Genomic DNA, 21,861 nt, shown 5'->3' with positions numbered 1-21,861 from the left:
GACGACGGGCGCTCAGATCAACCCGGCCGCGTCCAGCAGATAGTCCGTCATCGGGTCGTAGAACCGCGGGTCCAGGACATGGTCGTCCAGCGGCACGACGACCTGAAGGGTGCCCTCCGCCTCCCCGAGGAAGAGTGCCGGGTCATTGCAGTCCGCGTACCCGACCGAGTCGAGCCCCCGCTGTCCGGCGCAACCCGCCCATCCGTGATCGGCGACGACCAGATCCGGCATCGGCCGTCCCTCGCGCTCCAGACCGTCCAGGACGGCCGCCATCGGCGCCGGGGAGTGCGTGTGCCACAGCGTCGCCCCGCGCTCCATCACGGCCACGTCGGCGAACTGGAAGACCATGCCCTCGTCCGCCATCAGCCCGGACGGAATCCGCACGATCTCGCACCCGGCGGCCCGCAAGGCGTCCGCGGTCTGCCGGTGCACATCCAGCAGCCCGCCCGGATGTCCGGTCGCGAACAGCACCCGCTCCGACCCGGCAGCCGCCTTGCGCAGCCGGGCCGCCATCCGCTCCAGCGCGTCGACCGTCAGCTCGGGATCGATGGTGTCCTGCCCGTGCCGGTGCTCCGGATCATCACTGACCCCACAGCGCTCGGCCATCACGGCGAGCACATCCTGCTCGTCGGCCCACCGGTTGCCGAGCTCCAGACCCAGCCAGTAGTGGCGATCGCCGTTGGCGAGCTTGCGGTAGTGGGAGAGGTTGTTGTCGCGGGGTGTCGCGACATCTCCGGCGATACGCGTACGGACGAGGTGTTCGACGAGGGCGGCACGGCTGGGTATCGGCATGAACCCATTGTGCCGTCAGGTGTGCGCAGCGTGCCGGGTGTCTTGCACGGCGGACGCCTGGGCCCCCACGGCCCCCAGGTGCCACGCCGCAGGGCCGCTACGGGCGCCGCACATCCGGCCGGGACGCCCGGTCCGTCCTGGCCGGTTCCCCGGCCTCCCGCAGATCCCGTACGAAGCGAAGGCCCGGGCGGCCGCCGAGCCGGATCTCCCCGGTGCGTACGAATCCCGTACGGGCCAGCACGGCTCGGGACCCGGCGTTGTCGAGGGTGGTGACGGCCCGCAGCGTGGTCAGACCGTACTCCGCGGCGGCGAGGCCGCAGACGTCACGGACGGCGGCGGTGGCCAGCCCCTGCCCGGCACTCTTCTCGGCGATCCGATATCCGAGCTCGGCCGAACCGTCGGCCACATCGACCAGATTGACCCGCCCGTGCACCGCACCGCTGCCGTCCACCAGCACATGGAAGAAGTGCTGCCCCGCAGCCTGCTCTGCGAGCAGATCGTGGTGCCGCACATCGAAGTGGGCGAAGTAGTCGTCGCCACGATCAGGGATCGACGCGGCGAAGTAGGCCCGGTTCTCCTGCTCGAACGCGAGAAGAGCCGGAGCGTGATCGAGGCGGAGGAGCTGCAGCGCAGGCATGCGGAGATGCTAAGGGCTGTCCCGTGATCCCGGCGGAACTGTCAGCGATCGCGCCCGGGCCTGCTCATCCGCCCGCGAAGACCTCGCCGCCATCGGCGATGACGTCGCCGCACAGGGCTTCGCCCGCCCTCGCCCCGCGGACCGGCCCCACCACGGATCGGCCGCCACGGATCGCCGGGCGCCGCCACCGGCACCTTGCGTTCCGCTTGCGCCTGGATCTCGTAGTGCGAGTCGTGGGCGGTCACACGGAACGCCTCTTCGTAGGAGGCCATGGCGGTGCGGACAGCTCCGCCGGCCAGACCTCGGCGGCGCACCACGAATGCCAGCCAGGTGAAGAAGCCCATGACCGCGGCGAGTGCACCGGTGACCACGAGGAACGGCAGGAACTGGCCCATGCGGCAGAGATTACCGGCGGCAGGGCCGCGGAAGCAGGTTCGCCCTACGCCTGCTCGCCCGCCGCCTCGAACGCCCCCCGCGCCAGCCGGTGCAGCAGCGCCGCCGTCGCCGTACGGCCCGGGAGGGCGCCGGGGCGGCCCAGGTGGGGGGTCGAGTTGAGCAGTCCGAAGACCGCATGGACGGTGGCGCGGGCCTCGCTCTCGGGCAGGAGGGGGTAGCGGGCGCGGACCACTTCGACCCACAGTTCCACGTACTCCCGCTGGAGCCGTCGCACCCGCTTGCGGTCGGTGTCCCGGAGGCGGTCCAGCTCACGGTCGTGCAGGGTGATCAGGGGGCGGTCGTCGAGGGCGAAGTCGATGTGGCCCTCGATGAGCGCGTCCAGCAGCGTCTCCGGGGAGCCGTCGCCGGATGTCGCGTCCTCGGTGACCCGCAGCTGTCCTCCGGCCAGGAGGCGCTCGCTGATGCCGACCAGGAGTTCGGCGAGCATCGCGTCCTTGCCGGGGAAGTGACGGTAGAGGCCGGGTCCGCTGATCCCCACGGCAGCGCCTATTTCGTCGACGCCCACGCCGTGGAAGCCGCGCTCGGCGAAGAGGCGGGCAGCCTCCTTGAGGATCTGCTCACGGCGTGTCGGGGAGTCCGTCCTGGTGGTCATGGATTCGATTCTAGACAGTCGGGTTAGCGAGCGTTAACCTGAAGGAAACGTGTTAACGCTCATTAACCGAGTCGGCCGTACCGGCCGACCGGGCAAGGGGGCTCGACGGATGCAGCAGGCACCGGTGCTGGCGAGTGCGGCCGATCCCGCGTCTCAGGGCTGGCTGGCCAACGAGGAGGCGCACCACGCGCTCGGCGACGAGCTGCGGGCGCGGCTGGCCGTGGCCAGGCTGGGCGGGGGTGAGAAGGCCCGCGCCCGGCATGTGGCGCGCGGCAAGCTGCTGCCCCGGGACCGGGTGGACGCGTTGCTGGACCCCGGGTCGCCCTTCCTCGAACTGGCGCCACTGGCGGCCGAGGGGCTGTACGGCGGCGCGGCCCCGGCGGCCGGAGTGATCGCCGGGATCGGGCGGGTCAGCGGCCGGGAGTGCGTGATCGTCGCCAATGACGCCACGGTCAAGGGCGGCACGTATTACCCCATGACGGTGAAGAAGCACCTGCGGGCCCAGGAAGTGGCGCTGGAGAACCGGCTGCCCTGTCTCTACCTGGTGGACTCGGGCGGGGCGTTCCTGCCGATGCAGGACGAGGTGTTCCCCGACCGGGAGCACTTCGGGCGGATCTTCTACAACCAGGCGCGGATGTCAGGGGCCGGGATTCCGCAGATCGCGGCCGTGCTGGGGTCCTGTACGGCCGGTGGGGCGTACGTCCCCGCCATGAGCGACGAGGCCGTGATCGTACGGAACCAGGGGACGATCTTCCTGGGCGGACCGCCGCTCGTGAAGGCCGCGACCGGTGAGGTGGTCACGGCGGAGGAGCTGGGCGGCGGTGAGGTCCACTCCCGGACGTCGGGCGTCACCGACCATCTCGCCGAGGACGACGCGCACGCGCTGCGGATCGTCCGGAACATCGTCTCGACGCTGCCCTCGCGTGCCGCTCTGCCCTGGTCCGTGGAGCCCGTCGAGGAGCCGAAGGTCGATCCCGCCGGACTGTACGGGGTCGTGCCGGTCGACTCACGGACGCCGTACGACGTACGGGAAGTGATCGCCCGGGTCGTCGACGGATCGCGGTTCGCCGAGTTCAAGGCGGAGTACGGGACGACGCTGATCACCGGCTTCGCCCGGATCCACGGACATCCGGTCGGCATCGTCGCCAACAACGGCATCCTGTTCTCCGAGTCCGCTCAGAAGGGTGCGCACTTCATCGAGCTGTGCGACCAGCGCGGCATCCCGCTCGTCTTCCTGCAGAACATCTCCGGGTTCATGGTCGGACGCGACTACGAGGCCGGTGGCATCGCCAAGCACGGCGCCAAGATGGTCACGGCGGTCGCCTGCACCCGCGTGCCGAAGCTGACCGTCGTGGTCGGCGGGTCGTACGGGGCCGGGAACTACTCCATGTGCGGGCGGGCCTACTCACCGCGCTTCCTGTGGATGTGGCCCAACGCCAAGATCTCCGTCATGGGCGGCGAGCAGGCCGCGTCCGTCCTTGCGACGGTCAAGCGCGACCAGCTCGGCGACGACTGGAGCGCCGAGGACGAGGAAGCCTTCAAGGCGCCGATCCGCGAGCAGTACGAGACGCAGGGCAACGCGTACTACGCCACCGCCCGGCTCTGGGACGACGGTGTGATCGACCCCCTGGAGACCCGGCAGGTGCTGGGGCTCGCTCTGACCGCGTGTGCCAACGCCCCGCTGGGTGAGCCCGGCTTCGGCGTCTTCCGGATGTGAGGGAACAGATGACGATGTTCGACACCGTTCTTGTCGCCAACCGCGGCGAGATCGCGGTCCGGGTCATCCGGACCCTGCGTGACATGGGTGTGCGGTCCGTGGCCGTCTTCAGCGACGCCGACGCCGACGCCCGGCATGTGCGGGAGGCCGACACGGCGGTACGGATCGGCCTCGCACCCGCCTCCGCGAGCTACCTCAACGTGCCCGCACTGCTGGAGGCGGCCCGCCGCACCGGCGCGCAGGCCGTGCACCCCGGGTACGGGTTCCTCGCCGAGAACGCCGGGTTCGCGCAGGCCTGCGCGAACGCGGGGCTCGTCTTCATCGGGCCGCCCGCGTCGGCGATCTCGCTGATGGGAGACAAGATCCGGGCCAAGGAGACGGTGGCCGCGGCCGGGGTCCCGGTCGTGCCCGGGTCGTCCGGCAGCGGCCTCAGCGACGCGCAGCTGGCGGACGCGGCGCGCGAGATCGGGATGCCGGTGCTGCTGAAGCCGTCGGCGGGCGGCGGCGGCAAGGGCATGCGGCTGGTGCGTGACGAGGCGCTGCTCGCCGACGAGATCGCGGCCGCCCGGCGCGAGGCCCGTGGCTCGTTCGGGGATGACACCCTGCTCGTGGAGCGGTGGATCGACCGGCCGCGGCACATCGAGATCCAGGTCCTGGCCGACGGGCACGGGAACGTGGTGCACCTCGGCGAGCGCGAGTGTTCGCTGCAACGCCGCCACCAGAAGATCATCGAGGAGGCGCCGTCCGTGCTCCTCGACGAGGAGACCCGGACGGCGATGGGCGAGGCGGCCGTCCAGGCGGCCCGCTCCTGCGGGTATGTGGGCGCGGGCACGGTGGAGTTCATCGTCCCCGGCAACGACCCGGCCTCGTACTACTTCATGGAGATGAACACCCGCCTCCAGGTCGAGCACCCGGTGACGGAGCTGATCACGGGGCTGGACCTGGTGGAGTGGCAGCTGCGGGTCGCCTCCGGCGAGCAACTGCCGTACAGGCAGGCGGACATCACACTCACCGGCCATGCCATCGAGGCCCGGATCTGCGCCGAGGACCCGGCCCGCGGCTTTCTGCCCTCCGGCGGTACGGTGCTCTCCCTCCGCGAGCCGAACGGCCACGGCGTACGGACCGACTCGGGACTCAGCGAGGGCGTCGAGGTCGGCAGTCTGTACGACCCGATGCTGTCGAAGGTCATCGTCCACGGTCCGGACCGGGACACGGCGCTGCGGCGGCTGCGCGCGGCCCTGTCGGAGCTGGTGATCCTGGGTGTTCCGACCAACGCCGGGTTCCTGCGCAGGCTGCTCGCCCACCCGCAGGTGGTGGCGGGCGAGCTGGACACCGGGCTGGTGGAGCGCGAGGTGGAAGGACTGCTGACCGACGGGGTCCCGGAGGAGGTGTACGCGGCAGCGGCGTTGCTGCGGCAGTCCTCCCCGGTGAGCGCCTCCCCCGTGGACGCCCCCGGCTGGGTGGACCCGTTCTCGGTGGCCGGCGGCTGGCGACTCGGCGGCACCCCGGCCCGGATCGTGCGCGACTTCCGGCTGCCGGGCCATGACCCCGTGCAGGTCTCACTGCGCGCCTGCCCGGCGGGCACCGAGCTGACGTTCGGCCATGTCGGGGAGGGCGCGCAGCCACCGGAGCCCCAGACCGGCGCCTGCGGCCCGCTGGCTCCGCTGCCCGGCGGCAGGGAGACGGCCAGGCTGGTCGAGCGGTCGCCGCACCGCATCGTCCTCGAACTCGCCGGTGTCACCCACACGTTCACCCACGCGGCCTCCTCGGAGGGGACCTGGCTGGGCCGGGACGGCGACACCTGGCACGTACAGGACCACGATCCCGTCGAGGCGTCGCTCACCGGAGCCGCCCGCTCCGGCGTCGACACGCTCGCCGCACCCATGCCCGGCACGGTCACCGTGGTGAAGGTGGCCGTAGGGGACGAGGTCGTCGCCGGGCAGAGCCTCCTCGTCGTGGAGGCGATGAAGATGGAGCACGTCATCTCCGCCCCGCACGCCGGGACCGTCACCGAGCTCGATGTCGCGGCCGGCTCGACCGTCGCCATGGACCAGGTACTGGCCGTCGTGGCGCCCGCGGCCGAATCCGGGGAGGACGCATGACCACCGCCCGTACCCTGCCCATGACGGTGCCCGCACCGGATCTGCCCGCCCGGGTACGCATCCATGAGGTCGGCGCCCGCGACGGGCTGCAGAACGAGAAGGCCGTCGTACCCACCGAGGTGAAGGCGGAGTTCATCCATCGCCTCGCCGCGGCCGGGCTGACCACCATCGAGGCGACCAGCTTCGTCCACCCCAAGTGGGTGCCCCAACTCGCCGACGCCGAGGACCTGTTCCCCCGCCTCGGCGACCTCGAGGGGGTCGCGCTCCCGGTACTCGTACCGAACGAGCGCGGGCTCGACCGGGCCATCGCACTCGGTGCCCGCCGGATCGCCGTCTTCGGGTCGGCGACCGAGGCGTTCGCCGCCCGCAATCTCAACCGCACGGTCGCCGAGTCACTCGCCATGTTCGAGCCGGTCGTCGCCCGCGCCAAGGCGGACAAGGTGCATGTCCGCGGCTATCTGTCGATGTGCTTCGGCGACCCGTGGGAGGGGCCCGTCCCCGTCCACCAGGTCGTCCGGGTCGCCAAGGCGCTGATGGACCTCGGCTGCGACGAGCTCTCCCTCGGCGACACGATCGGCGTCGCCACCCCCGGCCATGTGCAGGACCTGCTCTCCGAGCTGAACGAGGAGGGCGTGCACACCGACACCATCGGAGTGCACTTCCACGACACCTACGGCCAGGCCCTCGCCAACACCCTCGCCGCGCTCCAGCACGGAGTGACCACCGTGGACGCCTCCGCCGGCGGCCTGGGCGGCTGCCCGTACGCGAAGAGCGCCACCGGAAATCTCGCCACCGAAGACCTCGTGTGGATGCTCCACGGCCTCGGCATCGAAACCGGGGTCGACCTCGACGCGCTCACCGCCACCAGCGTGTGGCTCGCCGAACAACTGGGCCGACCGAGCCCGTCCCGTACCGTCCGAGCCCTCTCCCACAAGGAGTGATCCCCGCCATGTCCCTGGACCACCGGCTGACCGCCGAGCACGAGGAACTGCGCCGCACCGTCGAGGAGTTCGCGCATGACGTGGTCGCGCCGAAGATCGGCGACTTCTACGAGCGCCATGAGTTCCCGTACGAGATCGTGCGCGAGATGGGACGGATGGGCCTGTTCGGGCTGCCGTTCCCGGAGGAGTACGGCGGCATGGGCGGCGACTACCTCGCCCTCGGGATCGCCCTGGAGGAGCTGGCCCGGGTCGACTCGTCCGTCGCGATCACCCTGGAGGCCGGGGTCTCGCTCGGCGCCATGCCGGTCTACCACTTCGGTACGGAGGAGCAGAAGCAGCAGTGGCTGCCCAGGCTCTGCTCCGGCGAGGCGCTCGGCGCGTTCGGGCTGACCGAGCCGGACTGCGGGTCCGACGCGGGCGGTACCCGGACGACGGCCGTGCTCGACGGGGACGAGTGGGTGATCAACGGCTCCAAGTGCTTCATCACCAACTCCGGTACGGACATCACCGCACTGGTCACGGTCACGGCGGTGACCGGCCGCAAGGAGAACGGCGCCCCGCTCATCTCATCGATCATCGTGCCGTCCGGCACCCCCGGATTCACGGTCGCCGCCCCGTACTCCAAGGTCGGCTGGAACGCCTCGGACACGCGCGAGTTGTCCTTCACCGACGTCCGGGTGCCGGCGGCGAACCTGCTGGGCGAGGAGGGTCGCGGGTACGCGCAGTTCCTGCGGATCCTGGACGAGGGGCGGATCGCGATCTCCGCGCTGTCCACGGGTCTGGCGCAGGGCTGTGTGGACGAGTCGGTGAGGTACGCCAAGGAGCGGCACGCGTTCGGCCGGCCGATCGGCGCCAACCAGGCCATCCAGTTCAAGATCGCGGACATGGAGATGCGGGCGCACATGGCCCGGATCGGCTGGCGGGACGCGGCATCGAGGCTCGTGCACGGCGAACCGTTCAAGAAGGAGGCGGCGCTCGCCAAGCTGTACTCGTCGACGGTGGCGGTGGACAACGCGCGCGACGCGACGCAGATCCACGGCGGCTACGGCTTCATGAACGAGTACCCGGTGGCGCGGATGTGGCGCGACTCCAAGATCCTGGAGATCGGCGAGGGGACCAGCGAGGTGCAGCGGATGCTGATCGCGCGGGAGCTGGGGCTGCCGGCCTGAGGCATGCCGGGCGGGCCCCCCGGAGCGCGGCCGCCGGGCTCCTGTCGGCGGGCAATTCGTTCGACAGGGCCGGGCCCGCCCCGGCAGAGTCTGTCCATGGACCCCCGGCACTGGCCCCTCTACGGACTCCGCATCCGCACACCTCGCCTGGAACTGAGGCTTCCGGACCTGGAGTTGCTCGACGACCTCTCGACGGTCGCCGCCGAAGGCGTGCATGCCCCGGACAGCATGCCGTTCACCGTCCCCTGGACCGACACGACTCCCGCCGAGCGCGGCCGGGGCGTGTACCAGCATGTGCTGGGCAGCATCGCCAACTGGTCGGTGCGGAACTGGGTGCTGAGCCTGGCCGTGCTGCACGAGGGCAAGGTGGTCGGCCGGCAGGACCTGGGGGCGGCCGACTTCGCGGTGACCGGTGAGGTGAACACCGGTTCGTGGCTGGGGCTGGCGTACCAGGGACAGGGCATAGGCACCGAGATGCGGGCCGCCGTGCTGCATCTGGCGTTCGCCGGTCTCGGCGCCCGGACCGCGACCTCGTCGGCGATGACCGACAACCCGCGTTCGCTGGGCGTCTCGCGCCGGCTCGGCTATCTGCCGGACGGGCTCGAGGTGGCCGCCTTGCGGGGCGCTCCCGTGACCCTGCAGCGGCTGCGGATCGACCGCGGCCGCTGGGAGGAGCACCGCACCGTCGACGTGCGGATCGAGGGACTCGGCGCGTGTCGGAAGGACTTCGGCGGATGACGCTCCTGGTGCACACCTTCGTGCGGGGGAAGAGTGGCAAGCCGCACCTCCTCGACAACCCCCCGGACGGCAGCGACATGGCCGGGTTCGAGAGCTGCAGGACCGGCCTGTGGGGGTCGGAGCGGGTCCGGGCGCTCGGGGCCCGGTTCCTGCCCGAGCTCGCGTCCTGCGACCTGTACGTCGAGCCGGAGGACGTCGAGGAGTTCCTCGCCGAGTGCGAGCTGCTGCGCCCGCACGCGGCGGCACTCGACGCGCACTGCGGCTACCGCGAGGGCTATGTGGCCGAGCGGCTGGCCAACATCACCGCGGCGGCCCGGCGGGCCCAGGACGTCGGTGGCGGAGTCCTCGTCTGGTAGCCGGGCCGGTGGCCCATGGGGAGGGTGCCCACTGGACAGCTGCTGAGGTTAGGCTAACCTACCCTCGAACTCGTCAGCGGGCGCCTACCGGCGCGTACGAAAGCAGACACACCCATGCCCAAGGTCCGGACCACCTCCCTCTCCCGTCGCGGCCTCCTGGCCGCCGGCGGCGCCGTCGGTCTCGGCGCCGTGCTCGCAGCCTGCGGCGACAGCGACTCGAAAGGCTCCGGCTCCGGCTCGGGTTCGAGCTCAGAGAAGTCCGGCCCGTGGACGTTCAAGGACGACCGCGGTCTGACCGCGAAGGCCAAGTCGACCCCGAAGAGCATCGTCGCCTTCACCGGTGTCGCCGCCGCGCTCCACGACTACGGCGTCGAGGTCAAGGGCGTCTTCGGCCCGACGAAGACCAAGGACGGCAAGGCCGATGTGCAGGCCGGCGACCTCGACATCAGCAAGGTCGAGATCCTCGGCAACGTCTGGGGCGAATTCAACGTCGAGAAGTACGCTGCGCTCGGCCCGGAGCTGCTCGTCACCGCCATGTGGGAGAAGGACGCCCTCTGGTACGTGCCGGACGAGTCCAAGGACAAGATCCTCAAGCTGGCCCCGAGCGTCGCCCTGTGGGCGGCTCAGACCACCATCCCCAAGGCGATCCAGCGCCACGAGGACCTCGCCGCTTCCCTGGGCGCCGACGTCAAGGCCGCCAAGATCACCGCCGCCAAGGACCGCTTCGAGAAGGCCGCGGCCCGGCTGCGCGCCGCCGCCAAGTCCAAGCCGAACATCAAGGTCATGATCGGCTCGGCCAGCCAGGACCTCTTCTACGTCTCGCTCGCCAAGACGTCCGCGGACACCCTGTACTTCCAGGAACTGGGCGTGAAGTTCGTCGAGCCGAAGGTCAACTCCGCAGGCTTCTTCGAGGAGCTGAGCTGGGAGAACGTCGACAAGTACGACGCCGACATCATCATGATGGACAACCGCTCCTCGGCCCTGCAGCCCGACGCACTGACGTCCAAGCCGACCTGGGCCCAGCTGCCCGCCGTGAAGGCCGGCCAGGTCATCCCGCGCACCACCGAGCCGATCTACTCGTACGACAAGTGCGCGCCGATCCTCGAGGACCTCGCGAAGGCCATCGAGGACGCCAAGAAGGCCGGCTGACGCACCAAAAGCGCCGCCGGAGCACTCCGGAAGCGCTCCGGAGCCTTCCGGAACCGCCCGTCGCAGCACCCCAGCACCGGCCCGGCCCGGCCGGGATCTTCCCGGCCGGGCCGGGCCGCGTCACCCACGCTTCCCGGTTCCTGGAAGGAGCCCTCGTATGACGACCGCCGCCGCTCCCCCCGTCGCCCCCTTCCGGTTCTTCGGCCTGACGGTCCTCCGGACCAGGCGGCTGGGGCCGTCCATGCTCCGGATCACCTTCGGCGGGCCGGGACTCGACGGCTTCGCCGCCGGGGGCCGGGATCAGAGCCTGTCGCTGTTCCTGCCGCACCCCGGCCAGCCGGAACCAGTCGTTCCGGTCGATGAGAACGGCGACTGGTTCGCCGCCTGGCGGGACTTGCCCGAGGATGTCCGGGCCGTCATGCGCTCGTACACGGTCCGTGCGCAGCGTCGCGCCCCCGACGGTTCGACCGAAATCGATATCGACTTCGCGCTGCACGAGGACGGCGGCCCGGCCTGCCGCTGGGCCGCCGGCGCAGCCCCCGGCGATCTCCTCAAGGCGCTCGGACCGGCCGTCGAGGACAACACGGCCGTCCGCTTCCGGCCTCCTCAGGACACCGACTGGGTGCTGATATGGGCCGACGAGACGGCGCTGCCCGCCGCGTCCGCGGCCCTGGAGTGGCTGCCGGCCGGTATGCGGGCCCGGGTCTGGCTGGAGGTCCAGCACACCGAGGACCGCCAGGCGCTCAGCACCGCGGCCCGCGCCCGGATCAGCTGGCTCGTCCGGGACGAGGGCGCACCCTCGGCCGTGGACGCCGTGCGCGCCGCGGAACTGCCCGAGGGGAACGGGTACATCTGGATCGCGGGCGAGTCGTCGAACGTGCGGGCCCTGCGCCGCCATCTCGTGCAGGAGCGTCAGTTCGACCGCAGGCGCATCACGTTCGTCGGCTACTGGCGCCGCGGGCTGAGCGAGGAGCAGCTGCGTGCGAAAGCGGCCACCGAGGACGCGTAACGGCATGTGATCCGGACAACTTCTGCGTCCCATGGGGGGCGAGGGAACAACGCGACGTGAAGTTAGGTTAGGCTTACCTTACTTCGGCATCGCGCCCTCGCCCCCATCTTCTGTCCTGAGGGCCCGATGAAGTTCCCCGCATCCGGGAGGACCCCTTCATGCGTTCGCACCTGCTCAATGACACGACTGCGGAGCACTACCGTCGCTCCGTCACCGCAGGAGTCGAACGGGTAGCAGCCAAACTCGCCGCCACCGACCGGCCGTTCACCGGGATCTCCGTCGACGAGCTCTCCCCGGTCGTCGACGCGATCGATCTGGACCGGCCGCTGGGCGACGCGTCCGCCGCCCTCGACGAGCTCGACCGCGTCTATCTGCGTGACGCCGTCTACTTCCACCACCCCCGCTACCTGGGTCATCTCAACTGCCCCGTGGTGATCCCGGCCGTCCTCGGCGAAGCCGTGCTCTCGGCTGTCAACTCCTCGCTGGACACCTGGGACCAGAGCGCGGGCGGAACCCTCATCGAGCGCCGGCTGATCGACTGGACGGCGGCCCGGATCGGCCTCGGCCCGGCTGCCGACGGCATCTTCACCAGCGGTGGCACGCAGTCCAACCTGCAGGCCCTGCTGCTCGCCCGTGAAGAGGCCAAGTCCCGCCCCGAGCACTTCACCCGGCTGCGCATCTTCACCTCCGAGTGCAGCCACTTCAGCGTCCAGAAGTCGGCGAAACTCCTCGGCCTCGGACCGGACTCGGTCGTCTCCGTCCCCGTCGACCAGAACAAGCGCATGCAGACCGTGGCCCTCGCCCGCGCGCTGGAGCAGTGCGTCGTCGAGGGGGACGTCCCGATGGCGGTCGTCGCCACCGCGGGCACCACGGACTTCGGCTCCATCGACCCGCTGCCCGAGATCGCCGCGCTGTGCGATCAGTACTCCACCTGGATGCACGTCGACGCCGCGTACGGCTGCGGACTGCTGGCCTCGCGCGAGCGCCGCCACCTCCTCGACGGCATCGAGCACGCCGACTCGGTCACCGTGGACTACCACAAGTCCTTCTTCCAGCCGGTGAGTTCCTCGGCCGTGCTGGTCCGGGACCGGGTGACGCTGCGGCACGCCACGTACCACGCGGAGTACCTCAACCCGCAGCGGATGGCCAAGGAGCGCATCCCCAACCAGGTAGACAAGTCCCTGCAGACCACCCGCAGATTCGACGCCCTCAAACTGTGGATGACCCTGCGCGTCATGGGCGCGGACGGCATCGGCGAGCTCTTCGACGAGGTCTGCGACCTGGCCGCCGAGGGCTGGCGGCTGCTCACCGCCGACCCGCGCTTCGACGTCGTCGTGGAGCCCCAGTTGTCCACGCTGGTGTTCCGCTGCATCCCGGCCGCCGCCACCGCGCCCGCCGAGATCGACCGGGCCAACCTCCACGCCCGCAAGGCTCTCTTCGCCTCCGGCGAGGCCGTCGTCGCCGGGACGAAGGTGGGCGGCCGCCAGTACCTGAAATTCACCCTGCTCAACCCCGAAACGACCGCGCGGGACATCGCCGCGGTACTCGACCTGATCGCCGGCCACGCCGAGCAGTACCTGGGAGACTCCCTTGACCGCGCTTCCTGACCCCCACGACTTCATCGGGATCGGCCTCGGCCCGTTCAACCTCGGCCTCGCCTGCCTGACCGAGCCCATCGACGAACTGAGCGGCCTGTTCCTGGAGTCCAAGCCGGACTTCGAATGGCACGCCGGGATGTTCCTCGAAGGTGCCCATCTCCAGACGCCGTTCATGTCGGACCTGGTGACGATGGCCGACCCCACCTCGCCGTACTCCTTCCTCAATTACCTCAAGGAACGGGGCCGGCTGTACTCCTTCTACATCCGGGAGAACTTCTATCCGCTGCGGACCGAGTACAACGACTACTGCCGATGGGCCGCCGCCAAACTGAGCAGCGTCCGGTTCGACGAGACCGTCGAGTCCGTCACGTACGACGAGAACACCGCGCTGTACACCGTGGCCACCGCCGCCGGCGGCGTCTTCCGCTCCCGGCATCTGGTGCTGGGCACGGGGACCCCCGCGTACGTCCCGGAGGCATGCCAGGGCCTGGGCGGCGACTTCCTGCACAACTCCCGCTACCTGGACGGAAAAGCCTCCCTTCAGGCGAAGAAGTCCATCACCCTCGTCGGCAGCGGGCAGAGCGCCGCGGAGATCTACCACGACCTGCTCTCCGAGATCGATGTGCACGGCTACCGGCTGAACTGGGTGACGCGCTCACCGCGGTTCTTCCCGCTCGAGTACACCAAGCTGACGCTGGAGATGACCTCCCCGGAGTACATCGACTACTTCCACGCGCTGCCCGAGCAGACCCGCTACCGGCTGGAGTCCGACCAGAAGGGCCTCTTCAAGGGCATCGACTCGGAGCTGATCGACGCGATCTTCGATCTGCTCTACCAGAAGAACCTGTCCGGCCCCGTCCCCACCCGCCTCCTCACCAACTCAACGCTGCAAACTGCGAGTTACGAGGAGTCCAGCGGTCTGTACACCCTCGGCCTGCACCAGACGGAACAGGGCAAGGACTACGACCTCACCACCGAGGGCCTGATCCTCGCCACCGGCTACCGCTACGCTCCGCCGGCGTTCCTCGAGCCGATCACCGACCGGCTGCGCCACGACAGCCGAGGCCGCTTCGACGTGGCCCGCAACTACTCCATCGACACCACCGGGCGCGGCGTCTTCCTGCAGAACGCGGGCACGCACACCCACTCGATCACCTCGCCCGATCTGGGCATGGGCGCCTACCGCAACGCGTACATCATCGGCGAACTGCTCGGCCGTGAGTACTACCCGGTCGAGAAGTCCATCGCCTTCCAGGAGTTCGCCGTATGACCACCGACCTCGGCACCTTCACAGTCCGCGCCCTCGACCCGCTCGCCGACGCCGAGACGGTGCACGGCTGGGTCACCCACCCCAAGGCCTCCTTCTGGCTGATGGGCGGAGCCCGGCTCCAGGACGTCGAGCGGGAGTACATGGCGATCTCCGCCCACCCGCACCACGACGCGTTCATAGGACTGCACAACGGGGAGCCCGCCTTCCTGATGGAGCGGTACGACCCCACGGAGGTGGAGCTCAAGGGTCTCTACGAGGCCGAGCCCGGGGACATCGGGATGCACTTCCTGGTCGCCCCGACCGACACCCCGCTGCACGGCTTCACCCGCGCCGTGATCGCCGCCGTGATGGAGACACTCTTCGCCGACCCGTCGGTACGCCGTGTCGTCGTCGAGCCGGACGTGAGCAACAGCGCGGTGCACGCGCTCAACAAGGCCGTCGGCTTCGAGGTCCTCCGGGAGATCGTCAAGCCCGAGAAGACCGCCCTGCTCAGCGCCTGCACCCGGGAGCAGTTCGAGGCCGCACGACGCGAAGGAGCCGCCCGATGACCACGACCACCGACGCCGTCGCGCACCTCACGCCCGCACACTGGGCCACCGCCGACCGGCAGCTCGTCCGCAAAGCCCTCGCCGAGTTCGCCCACGAGCGACTGCTGACCCCCGAACCGCTCGGGGGCGGCCGTTACGCCGTACACAGCGACGACAGGGCGACCGAGTACCGCTTCGACGCCCGGCGCTTCGCGCTCGACCACTGGCAGGTCGACGCGGCCTCCGTGACCCGTCACCGGCACGGCCAGGAACTCCCCCTGGACGCACTGGAGTTCTTCATCGAACTGCGCCAGACGCTCGGCCTCTCGACAGAGATCCTGCCGGTCTACCTGGAGGAGATCTCCTCCACGCTGGCCGGCACCGCGTACAAACTGACCAAGGAGCCGGTGACCTCCGCCGAGCTCGTCGCCGCCGGCTTCCAGGCGATCGAGACGGGCATGACCGAGGGCCACCCCTGCTTCGTCGCCAACAACGGACGGCTCGGCTTCGGTGTCGACGAGTACCACGCCTACGCCCCCGAGGCGGCGAGCGCGATCCGGCTGGTCTGGCTCGCCGCCCGCCGCGATCGCGCCACCTTCACAGCGGGCGCCGGGCTCGACTACTCCACGCTGATCGACGGAGAACTGAGCGAGGAGACCCGGGGCCGGTTCGCCGCCACGATGACCGGCCTCGGTCTCGACCTCGGCGACTACCTGCTGATCCCGGTCCACCCCTGGCAGTGGTGGAACAAGCTGGCCGTCACCTTCGCCGGGGAACTCGCCCGGCACCATCTGGTCTGCCTCGGAGAGGGCGACGACAGCTACCTCGCCCAGCAGTCGATCCGCACGTTCTTCAACACCAGCAACCCGGACAAGCACTACGTCAAGACGGCGCTGTCCGTCCTCAACATGGGCTTCATGCGCGGGCTCTCCGCCGCGTACATGGAAGCGACGCCCGCGATCAACGACTGGCTCGCCGGGCTGATCGAGCGCGACGAGGTGCTGCGCGCGGCCCGGTTCTCGATCATCCGGGAGCGGGCGGCCATCGGCTACCACCACCGGGCGTACGAGGCGGCCACCGCCAAGGGCTCCCCGTACCTGAAAATGCTCGCCGCGCTCTGGCGGGAGAGCCCGGTGCCGGGCCTGGCGGCCGGTGAACGGGTCGCGACCATGGCCTCGCTCGTCCACACCGACCACGAGGGCAACTCCGTCGCGGGCGCGCTGATCACCGAATCGGGACTGGCACCCGCCACGTGGCTGCGGCGCTACCTGGACGCCTACCTGGTGCCGGTGCTGCACAGCTTCTACGCGTACGACCTGGTGTACATGCCGCACGGCGAGAACGTCATCCTGGTCGTCGAGGACGGGGTCGTCACCCGCACGGTGTTCAAGGACATCGCCGAGGAGATCGCCGTCATGGACCCGGACGCGGTACTGCCGCCGCAGGTCGAGCGGATCCGTGCCGAGGTCCCCGACGACATGAAACTGCTGTCGGTCTTCACCGACGTCTTCGACTGCTTCTTCCGTTTCCTGGCCGCCGGACTCGCCACCGAGTCGGTCCTCGACGAGGACACCTTCTGGCGGACGGTCGCCGAGTGCGTGGCCGGCTACCAGGAGTCGGTGCCGGAGCTCGCCGACAAGTTCAAGCAGTACGACATGTTCACCGACGAGTTCGCGCTGTCCTGCCTGAACCGGCTGCAGTTGCGCAACAACAGGCAGATGGTCGACCTCACGGACCCGTCGGGAGCACTGCAGCTGATCGGCACCCTGAGGAACCCGATCGCGGGGTTCTAGATCGTCGCCCCGCTCGCCGGACGAGCCTGATTGCTCAGGCCCGTCCGGCGAACCAGGGTCTTTCGTTCGGATCAGGCCGGCTCAGGGAGCGGCCCGCCGCCAGGCGGCTGATGTCACCTCACTTCGTGGACCACGGCACCTGCGCCGACCGGTAGTAGTCGATCCCGAGCGCCGAGAACCTCGGCCCCTGAGCGGCCAACCGCACCTTGTACGCGTCCCAGTCATGCGTGGACGCCGGTGACCAGCCCAGCTCCGCGACGCCCGGCAGCCGCGGGAACGCCATCTGCTCGATCTCGTCGCTGTTGGTCAGCGTCTCCGACCAGATCGGTGCCTCGACCCCGAGGATGGAGTTCTCCGGGGCGCCCTCGAGATACGTGCCGGGGTTCCAGTCGTACGAGCGCTGCACCTCGACATAGCCGGCCCAGGCCAGCCCCAGCGCGGTGTCCTTGTTGTACTTCATGTCGAGGTAGACCCGGTCCGCCGGGGACAGCACCAGCTTCGTGCCGTTCTTCGCGGCGTCCGCCACCTGCTTGCGCTCGGCGGCGCCCGTCTCGTCGTATCCCCAGTACTGCGCGACCGCGCCCGCGACGGGCGTGGCACCGGTCAGCTGGTGCCAGCCGACCACGGTCTTGCCGTACTTGCCGACGACGGCCTGTGCCTTGTTCATGAACGCCACGTAGTCGTCGTGGCTGGTGGAGTGCGCCTCGTCGCCGCCGATGTGGAGGTACTTGCCCGGGGTGAGCGCGGCCAGCTCGCGGACCACGTCGTTCACGAAGTCGTAGGTGATGGCCTTCGGCACGCACAGAGAGCTGAAACCGACGTTCGTGCCGGTGTAGAGCGGCGGCGCGACGCCGTTGCAGTTCAGCTCGGCGTACGAGGCGAGCGCCGCGTTCGTGTGGCCCGGCAGATCGATCTCCGGCACGACCTCCATGTAGCGCGAGGCCGCGTACCGGATGATCTCCCGGTAGTCGCTCTTCGTGTAGTAGCCGCCGGCTCCGCCGCCGACCTCCGTCTGACCGCCGTACGTGGCGAGCCGCGGCCAGGAATCTATGGCGATGCGCCAGCCCTGGTCGTCGGAGAGATGCAGGTGGAACTTGTTCATCTTGTAGAGGGCCAACTGGTCGATGTAGCGCTTGACCTCGGTGACCGTGAAGAAGTGCCGGGAGACATCGAGCATGGCGCCCCGGTAGGCGTAGCGCGGCGCGTCCGTGACCGTGCCGCCCGCGACCCTCCAGGGGCCCGCCTGACGGCTTTTCTTCTCCACATCGGCCGGGAGCAGCTGACGCAGCGTCTGGACGCCGTGGAAGAGCCCTGCCGGACCGCGCGCGGTGATGGTGACCGATCCGCGGCCGGACTTCAGCGTGTAGCCCTCCGCGCCCAACTTGCTGTCGTGGGAGCCGAGCCGCAGCCGGATGCCGTCGCTGCCACCGCTGCCGGTGACCGGCAGGGCGTAACCGGTGGAGGGGCGCAGCACGCCCGCCAGGTAGTCGCCGATCTTCCGGGCGTCGCGGGAGTCGTGGTCGACGCGAATCTTCGTTCCCGCGCTGATGACGTAGGGGGATCCGCCTGCCTTCACTTCGGCGGGGGCGGGCACGATCTGCCCGAGCGGACGGGGCGCGGCGGTGACCGGGCCGATGCTCGCCGCCGCCGCTCCCGGAGCCGCGCCGGCACTGGAGATACCGGCCGCCGTGACGAGCAGCAGCGAGCCGAGAAGACGGGGAAGGGCGGTGCGCTGTGTCCTGTGCAGTCTCACAAGCCGGGTCCCTTTCGACGGGTTCACACCTGCGGATCTCCTGAGAAACGAACCATCACCATGCGTATCGTGCGGCCCACGCGTGGTCAAGGTGTAGACCACTTCCCCCTTTTGCGGCCGACGGAATCTGACGTACAGCGGAAATCATCCGGTCGGGACGGGGCCCGGATCCTGAAGCGACGCTGAGCGACGCCGCGATCACATGGCGCGATTTCACGGTCTCTCGGTACCACCCAAGACCCCTCGGAGAGTGCGATCGCACTCACTCTTGCCCGATATCGGGCAGAATTGTTGCGTACGGCCTCCATTCCCCGCAATATCAACGAGTGCTCGAACGCCGCCCGTCACATGACGACCTCATCGATCACCTGGTGCGCTCCACCACGCTTCAGCGCGGAGAAGCGGCCCGGGTGATCCTCGACGTGCTGGCGTACTTCGACGAGACGACCGACGCCTTCGTGCGCCGCCGCCACCGGGAACTGCAGTCCGGCGGTCTGGTGAACGCGGAGATCTTCGAACGGATCGCGGCCGAACTGCCGCACCGGGCGGTCGCGCCACCGGAGCTGTCGCTCCGTCAGCTGCGCCGCATCGTCTACGGCTGAACAACGGGCACTCACCAGTACGTCCATGGAGGGGCAGAGACCATATGTGCGGAATCGTCGGATACATCGGGAAGCGTGACGTGGCTCCGCTGCTGCTGGAAGGACTGCAGCGGCTGGAGTACCGGGGTTACGACTCCGCGGGCATCGTCATCACGGGCAAGGCCTCGGCCGGGAAGCCCGCCGCTCTGAAGATGGTCAAGGCGAAGGGCCGGGTCCGCGAGCTGGAGGCCCGCATCCCCAAGCGCTTCACCGGCACCACCGGTATCGCCCACACCCGCTGGGCCACCCACGGCGCCCCGAGCGACGAGAACGCGCACCCGCACCTGGACGCCGACCACAAGGTCGCCGTCGTCCACAACGGCATCATCGACAACGCGTCCGAGCTCCGTGCGAAGCTCGTCGCCGACGGCGTCGTCTTCCTCTCCGAGACCGACACCGAGGTGCTGGTCCACCTGATCGCCCGCGCGCAGGCGGACACCCTGGAGGAGAAGGTCCGCGAGGCCCTTCGCTCGATCGAGGGCACGTACGGCATCGCCGTCATGCACGCCGACTTCAACGACCGCATCGTCGTCGCCCGCAACGGCTCCCCGGTCGTCCTCGGCATCGGCGAGAAGGAGATGTTCGTCGCCTCCGACGTCGCCGCGCTGGTCACCCACACCCGCCAGGTCGTCACCCTCGACGACGGCGAGATGGCCACCCTCAAGGCCGACGACTTCCGTACGTACACCACCGAGGGCTCCAGCACGACGGCCACGCCGACCACCGTGGAGTGGGAGGCCGAGTCGTACGACATGGGCGGCCACGACACGTACATGCACAAGGAGATCTCCGAGCAGGCCGACGCCGTCGACCGGGTGCTGCGCGGCCGGATCGACGACCGGTTCTCCACCGTCCACCTGGGCGGTCTCAACCTGGACGCCCGCGAGGCCCGCGGGGTCCGCCGGATCAAGATCCTTGGCTGCGGCACCTCGTACCACGCGGGCCAGATCGGCGCCCAGCTGATCGAGGAGCTGGCCCGCATCCCCGCGGACGCCGAACCCGCCTCCGAGTTCCGCTACCGCAACCCGGTCGTCGACCCCGACACCCTGTACGTCGCGGTCTCCCAGTCCGGCGAGACCTACGACGTACTGGCCGCCGTCCAGGAGCTGAAGCGCAAGGGCGCCCGCGTCCTCGGTGTGGTCAACGTGGTCGGCTCGGCGATCGCCCGGGAGGCCGACGGCGGCACCTACGTCCACGCGGGCCCCGAGGTCTGCGTCGTCTCCACCAAGTGCTTCACCAATACGGTGGTCGCGTTCGCGCTGCTCGCCCTGCACCTCGGCCGGATCCGCGACCTGTCGGTCGCCGACGGCAAGCGGATCATCGAGGGTCTGCGCAAGCTGCCCGCCCAGATCACCGAGATCCTCGAGAACGAGGACGAGATCAAGAAGCTGGCCGCGGAGTACGCGGACGCCAAGTCGATGATGTTCATCGGCCGGGTGCGCGGCTACCCCGTCGCCCGTGAGGCCTCGCTGAAGCTCAAGGAGGTCTCGTACATCCACGCCGAGGCCTACCCGGCGTCCGAGCTGAAGCACGGCCCGCTGGCCCTGATCGAGCCCGCGATGCCGACGGTCGCGATCGTGCCGGACGACGAGCTGCTGGAGAAGAACCGCGCCGCGATGGAGGAGATCAAGGCCCGCAGCGGCCGGATCCTCGCGGTCGCCCACCAGGTGCAGGAGAAGGCCGACCACACCATCGTCGTGCCGAAGAACGAGAACGAGCTGGACCCGATCCTGATGGGTATCCCGCTCCAGCTCTTCGCGTACCACACGGCGCTGGCCATGGGCCGCGACATCGACAAGCCGCGGAACCTCGCGAAGTCCGTCACGGTCGAGTAGCACGCGCGGCAGTACGCCGGACAGGGAGCGGCTCCGCACCACGCCACCACGGGTGCGGAGCCGCTCTCTCGCGTCGGCCGGGTCGCGCCGGCCGACGGGCTGCCTCAGCCGGTGGCCGTCACACCTCGGCCGGCAGCGCGCTTCGGGAGCACCGTCGGCCACTTGGCCAGCGCCGCCGTCGCCCCGTACCAGGCGGCGAGACCGGCCACCGCGGCGAGCCAGCCGCCGACCTTGCCGAGCCCGTCGCTGTCGGCGAACTGCCCGACACCCAGGAGCAGAAGCCCCAGGAAGAGCAGTCCGTACGTCCCCTGGGCGAGCAGGCCGCCGCCGGCCGACCCGAGAGCCAGGCTGAGTGCGAACAGCGCCCAGAGCAGCAGGAACATGCCCGCCGCATGACTGGAGACTTGGGCATCGGCACCGGTGCCCCAGGTGAACCAGAAGGCGCCGAGTCCGACGAAGGCCGTGCCGGTGAATCCGCTGCCGGCGCGGAACTCCAGCAGTCCGGCGACGAACAGGGCTATACCGCCGACATACAGCGCGAGCGAGACGGCGTCGGCCGCCGTCACACCGTCGATGACCCCGGTGTGACCGATACCGAACGCCAACAGGGTGAGTCCCAGGGCGAGATGGCCGAGGGTGGAGGTGCTGCTGTTCCCCGCAGAGACGTCATTGTCCACGGCGGGCTCCCTTCAAAGGCAGTGGTGCTGATTCCCGTGGCCCTTATGTACCCTTCACAAGCGCACAATCCACCTCTACGGGCGAGTAGATTGCCTGTTTCCGACGGCG

Annotated in this window: 20 protein-coding genes; 14 read left to right on the top strand and 6 right to left on the bottom strand. The window is 69.8% G+C overall.

Annotated features, from left to right (window positions below):
* Nucleotides 1-12: 12 nt before the first annotated feature.
* The 4 genes from OG963_RS28825 to OG963_RS28810 all read right to left on the bottom strand — a co-directional run bounded on the left by OG963_RS28825 (nt 13) and on the right by OG963_RS28810 (nt 2,477).
* Nucleotides 13-792 (bottom strand): phosphatase, encoded by a 780-nt coding sequence (locus OG963_RS28825; protein ID WP_030923461.1) that lies wholly within the window; start codon nt 790-792, stop codon nt 13-15.
* A gap of 97 nt (nt 793-889) precedes the next feature.
* A complete protein-coding gene (locus tag OG963_RS28820; RefSeq protein ID WP_030923459.1) occupies nt 890-1,429 on the bottom strand; it encodes a GNAT family N-acetyltransferase in 540 nt (179 codons plus the stop codon).
* A gap of 41 nt (nt 1,430-1,470) precedes the next feature.
* Complete coding sequence (locus OG963_RS28815; protein ID WP_093776980.1) at nt 1,471-1,824, bottom strand: hypothetical protein; 354 nt, start codon at nt 1,822-1,824, stop codon at nt 1,471-1,473.
* Nucleotides 1,825-1,868: 44 nt separating this feature from the next.
* Nucleotides 1,869-2,477: a TetR/AcrR family transcriptional regulator gene (locus OG963_RS28810; RefSeq protein WP_093776978.1), complete on the bottom strand. Its 609-nt coding sequence runs from the start codon at nt 2,475-2,477 to the stop codon at nt 1,869-1,871.
* 109 nt (nt 2,478-2,586) lie between these two features.
* Between OG963_RS28810 and OG963_RS28805 the strand changes: the two genes are divergently transcribed.
* The 12 genes from OG963_RS28805 to OG963_RS28750 all read left to right on the top strand — a co-directional run bounded on the left by OG963_RS28805 (nt 2,587) and on the right by OG963_RS28750 (nt 16,846).
* On the top strand, nt 2,587-4,194 hold the full coding sequence (locus tag OG963_RS28805) for a carboxyl transferase domain-containing protein (protein ID WP_093776976.1): 1,608 nt from the start codon (nt 2,587-2,589) through the stop codon (nt 4,192-4,194).
* Nucleotides 4,195-4,202: 8 nt separating this feature from the next.
* Nucleotides 4,203-6,296, top strand: coding sequence for an acetyl-CoA carboxylase biotin carboxylase subunit (locus OG963_RS28800; protein ID WP_371799615.1), 2,094 nt, complete (start codon nt 4,203-4,205; stop codon nt 6,294-6,296).
* The gene (locus OG963_RS28795) at nt 6,293-7,237 is read left to right on the top strand and encodes a hydroxymethylglutaryl-CoA lyase (protein ID WP_030923446.1); all 945 of its coding nucleotides are present in this window, start codon (nt 6,293-6,295) and stop codon (nt 7,235-7,237) included. Before OG963_RS28800 ends, OG963_RS28795 begins: the two co-directional genes overlap by 4 nt.
* 8 nt (nt 7,238-7,245) lie before the next feature.
* Nucleotides 7,246-8,406: an acyl-CoA dehydrogenase family protein gene (locus tag OG963_RS28790; protein WP_093776974.1), complete on the top strand. Its 1,161-nt coding sequence runs from the start codon at nt 7,246-7,248 to the stop codon at nt 8,404-8,406.
* Between the two features lie 96 nt (nt 8,407-8,502).
* Entirely contained in the window at nt 8,503-9,144 is a 642-nt protein-coding gene (locus tag OG963_RS28785) for a GNAT family N-acetyltransferase (RefSeq protein WP_030923440.1), read from the top strand.
* On the top strand, nt 9,141-9,500 hold the full coding sequence (locus OG963_RS28780) for a hypothetical protein (protein ID WP_093930508.1): 360 nt from the start codon (nt 9,141-9,143) through the stop codon (nt 9,498-9,500). The genes OG963_RS28785 and OG963_RS28780 overlap by 4 nt, the downstream gene beginning before the upstream one ends.
* A 114-nt stretch (nt 9,501-9,614) precedes the next feature.
* Nucleotides 9,615-10,649: an ABC transporter substrate-binding protein gene (locus tag OG963_RS28775; RefSeq protein ID WP_030923434.1), complete on the top strand. Its 1,035-nt coding sequence runs from the start codon at nt 9,615-9,617 to the stop codon at nt 10,647-10,649.
* 157 nt (nt 10,650-10,806) lie between these two features.
* A complete protein-coding gene (locus tag OG963_RS28770) occupies nt 10,807-11,658 on the top strand; it encodes a siderophore-interacting protein (protein ID WP_093776970.1) in 852 nt (283 codons plus the stop codon).
* Nucleotides 11,659-11,816: 158 nt separating this feature from the next.
* The gene (locus OG963_RS28765) at nt 11,817-13,265 is read left to right on the top strand and encodes an aspartate aminotransferase family protein (RefSeq protein ID WP_371799614.1); all 1,449 of its coding nucleotides are present in this window, start codon (nt 11,817-11,819) and stop codon (nt 13,263-13,265) included.
* The gene (locus OG963_RS28760) at nt 13,249-14,526 is read left to right on the top strand and encodes a lysine N(6)-hydroxylase/L-ornithine N(5)-oxygenase family protein (RefSeq protein WP_371799613.1); all 1,278 of its coding nucleotides are present in this window, start codon (nt 13,249-13,251) and stop codon (nt 14,524-14,526) included. Before OG963_RS28765 ends, OG963_RS28760 begins: the two co-directional genes overlap by 17 nt.
* On the top strand, nt 14,523-15,074 hold the full coding sequence (locus tag OG963_RS28755) for a GNAT family N-acetyltransferase (RefSeq protein WP_093776964.1): 552 nt from the start codon (nt 14,523-14,525) through the stop codon (nt 15,072-15,074). Before OG963_RS28760 ends, OG963_RS28755 begins: the two co-directional genes overlap by 4 nt.
* The gene (locus tag OG963_RS28750) at nt 15,071-16,846 is read left to right on the top strand and encodes an IucA/IucC family siderophore biosynthesis protein (RefSeq protein WP_371799612.1); all 1,776 of its coding nucleotides are present in this window, start codon (nt 15,071-15,073) and stop codon (nt 16,844-16,846) included. Before OG963_RS28755 ends, OG963_RS28750 begins: the two co-directional genes overlap by 4 nt.
* Nucleotides 16,847-16,964: 118 nt before the next feature.
* On the opposite strand, the gene OG963_RS28745 is transcribed toward OG963_RS28750, so the two are convergent.
* Nucleotides 16,965-18,599 carry a beta-N-acetylhexosaminidase gene (locus tag OG963_RS28745; RefSeq protein WP_093776960.1) on the bottom strand — a complete coding sequence of 545 codons (1,635 nt, stop codon included), beginning with the start codon at nt 18,597-18,599 and terminating at the stop codon, nt 16,965-16,967.
* A gap of 326 nt (nt 18,600-18,925) precedes the next feature.
* Between OG963_RS28745 and OG963_RS28740 the strand changes: the two genes are divergently transcribed.
* Together OG963_RS28740 and glmS are read left to right on the top strand one after the other, a co-directional pair.
* Complete coding sequence (locus tag OG963_RS28740) at nt 18,926-19,201, top strand: hypothetical protein (protein ID WP_030923415.1); 276 nt, start codon at nt 18,926-18,928, stop codon at nt 19,199-19,201.
* Between the two features lie 44 nt (nt 19,202-19,245).
* Entirely contained in the window at nt 19,246-21,075 is a 1,830-nt protein-coding gene (gene glmS / locus OG963_RS28735) for a glutamine--fructose-6-phosphate transaminase (isomerizing) (protein ID WP_030923412.1), read from the top strand.
* A 104-nt stretch (nt 21,076-21,179) separates the two neighbouring features.
* On the opposite strand, the gene OG963_RS28730 is transcribed toward glmS, so the two are convergent.
* Nucleotides 21,180-21,752 (bottom strand): GPR1/FUN34/YaaH family transporter, encoded by a 573-nt coding sequence (locus OG963_RS28730; protein ID WP_030923410.1) that lies wholly within the window; start codon nt 21,750-21,752, stop codon nt 21,180-21,182.
* Nucleotides 21,753-21,861 lie beyond the last annotated feature (109 nt).

This window comes from Streptomyces sp. NBC_01707 (assembly GCF_041438805.1).
Classification (GTDB): domain Bacteria; phylum Actinomycetota; class Actinomycetes; order Streptomycetales; family Streptomycetaceae; genus Streptomyces.
Note: the sequence above shows the minus strand (reverse complement) of the source record. Positions and strands in the feature narration are given on the sequence as shown.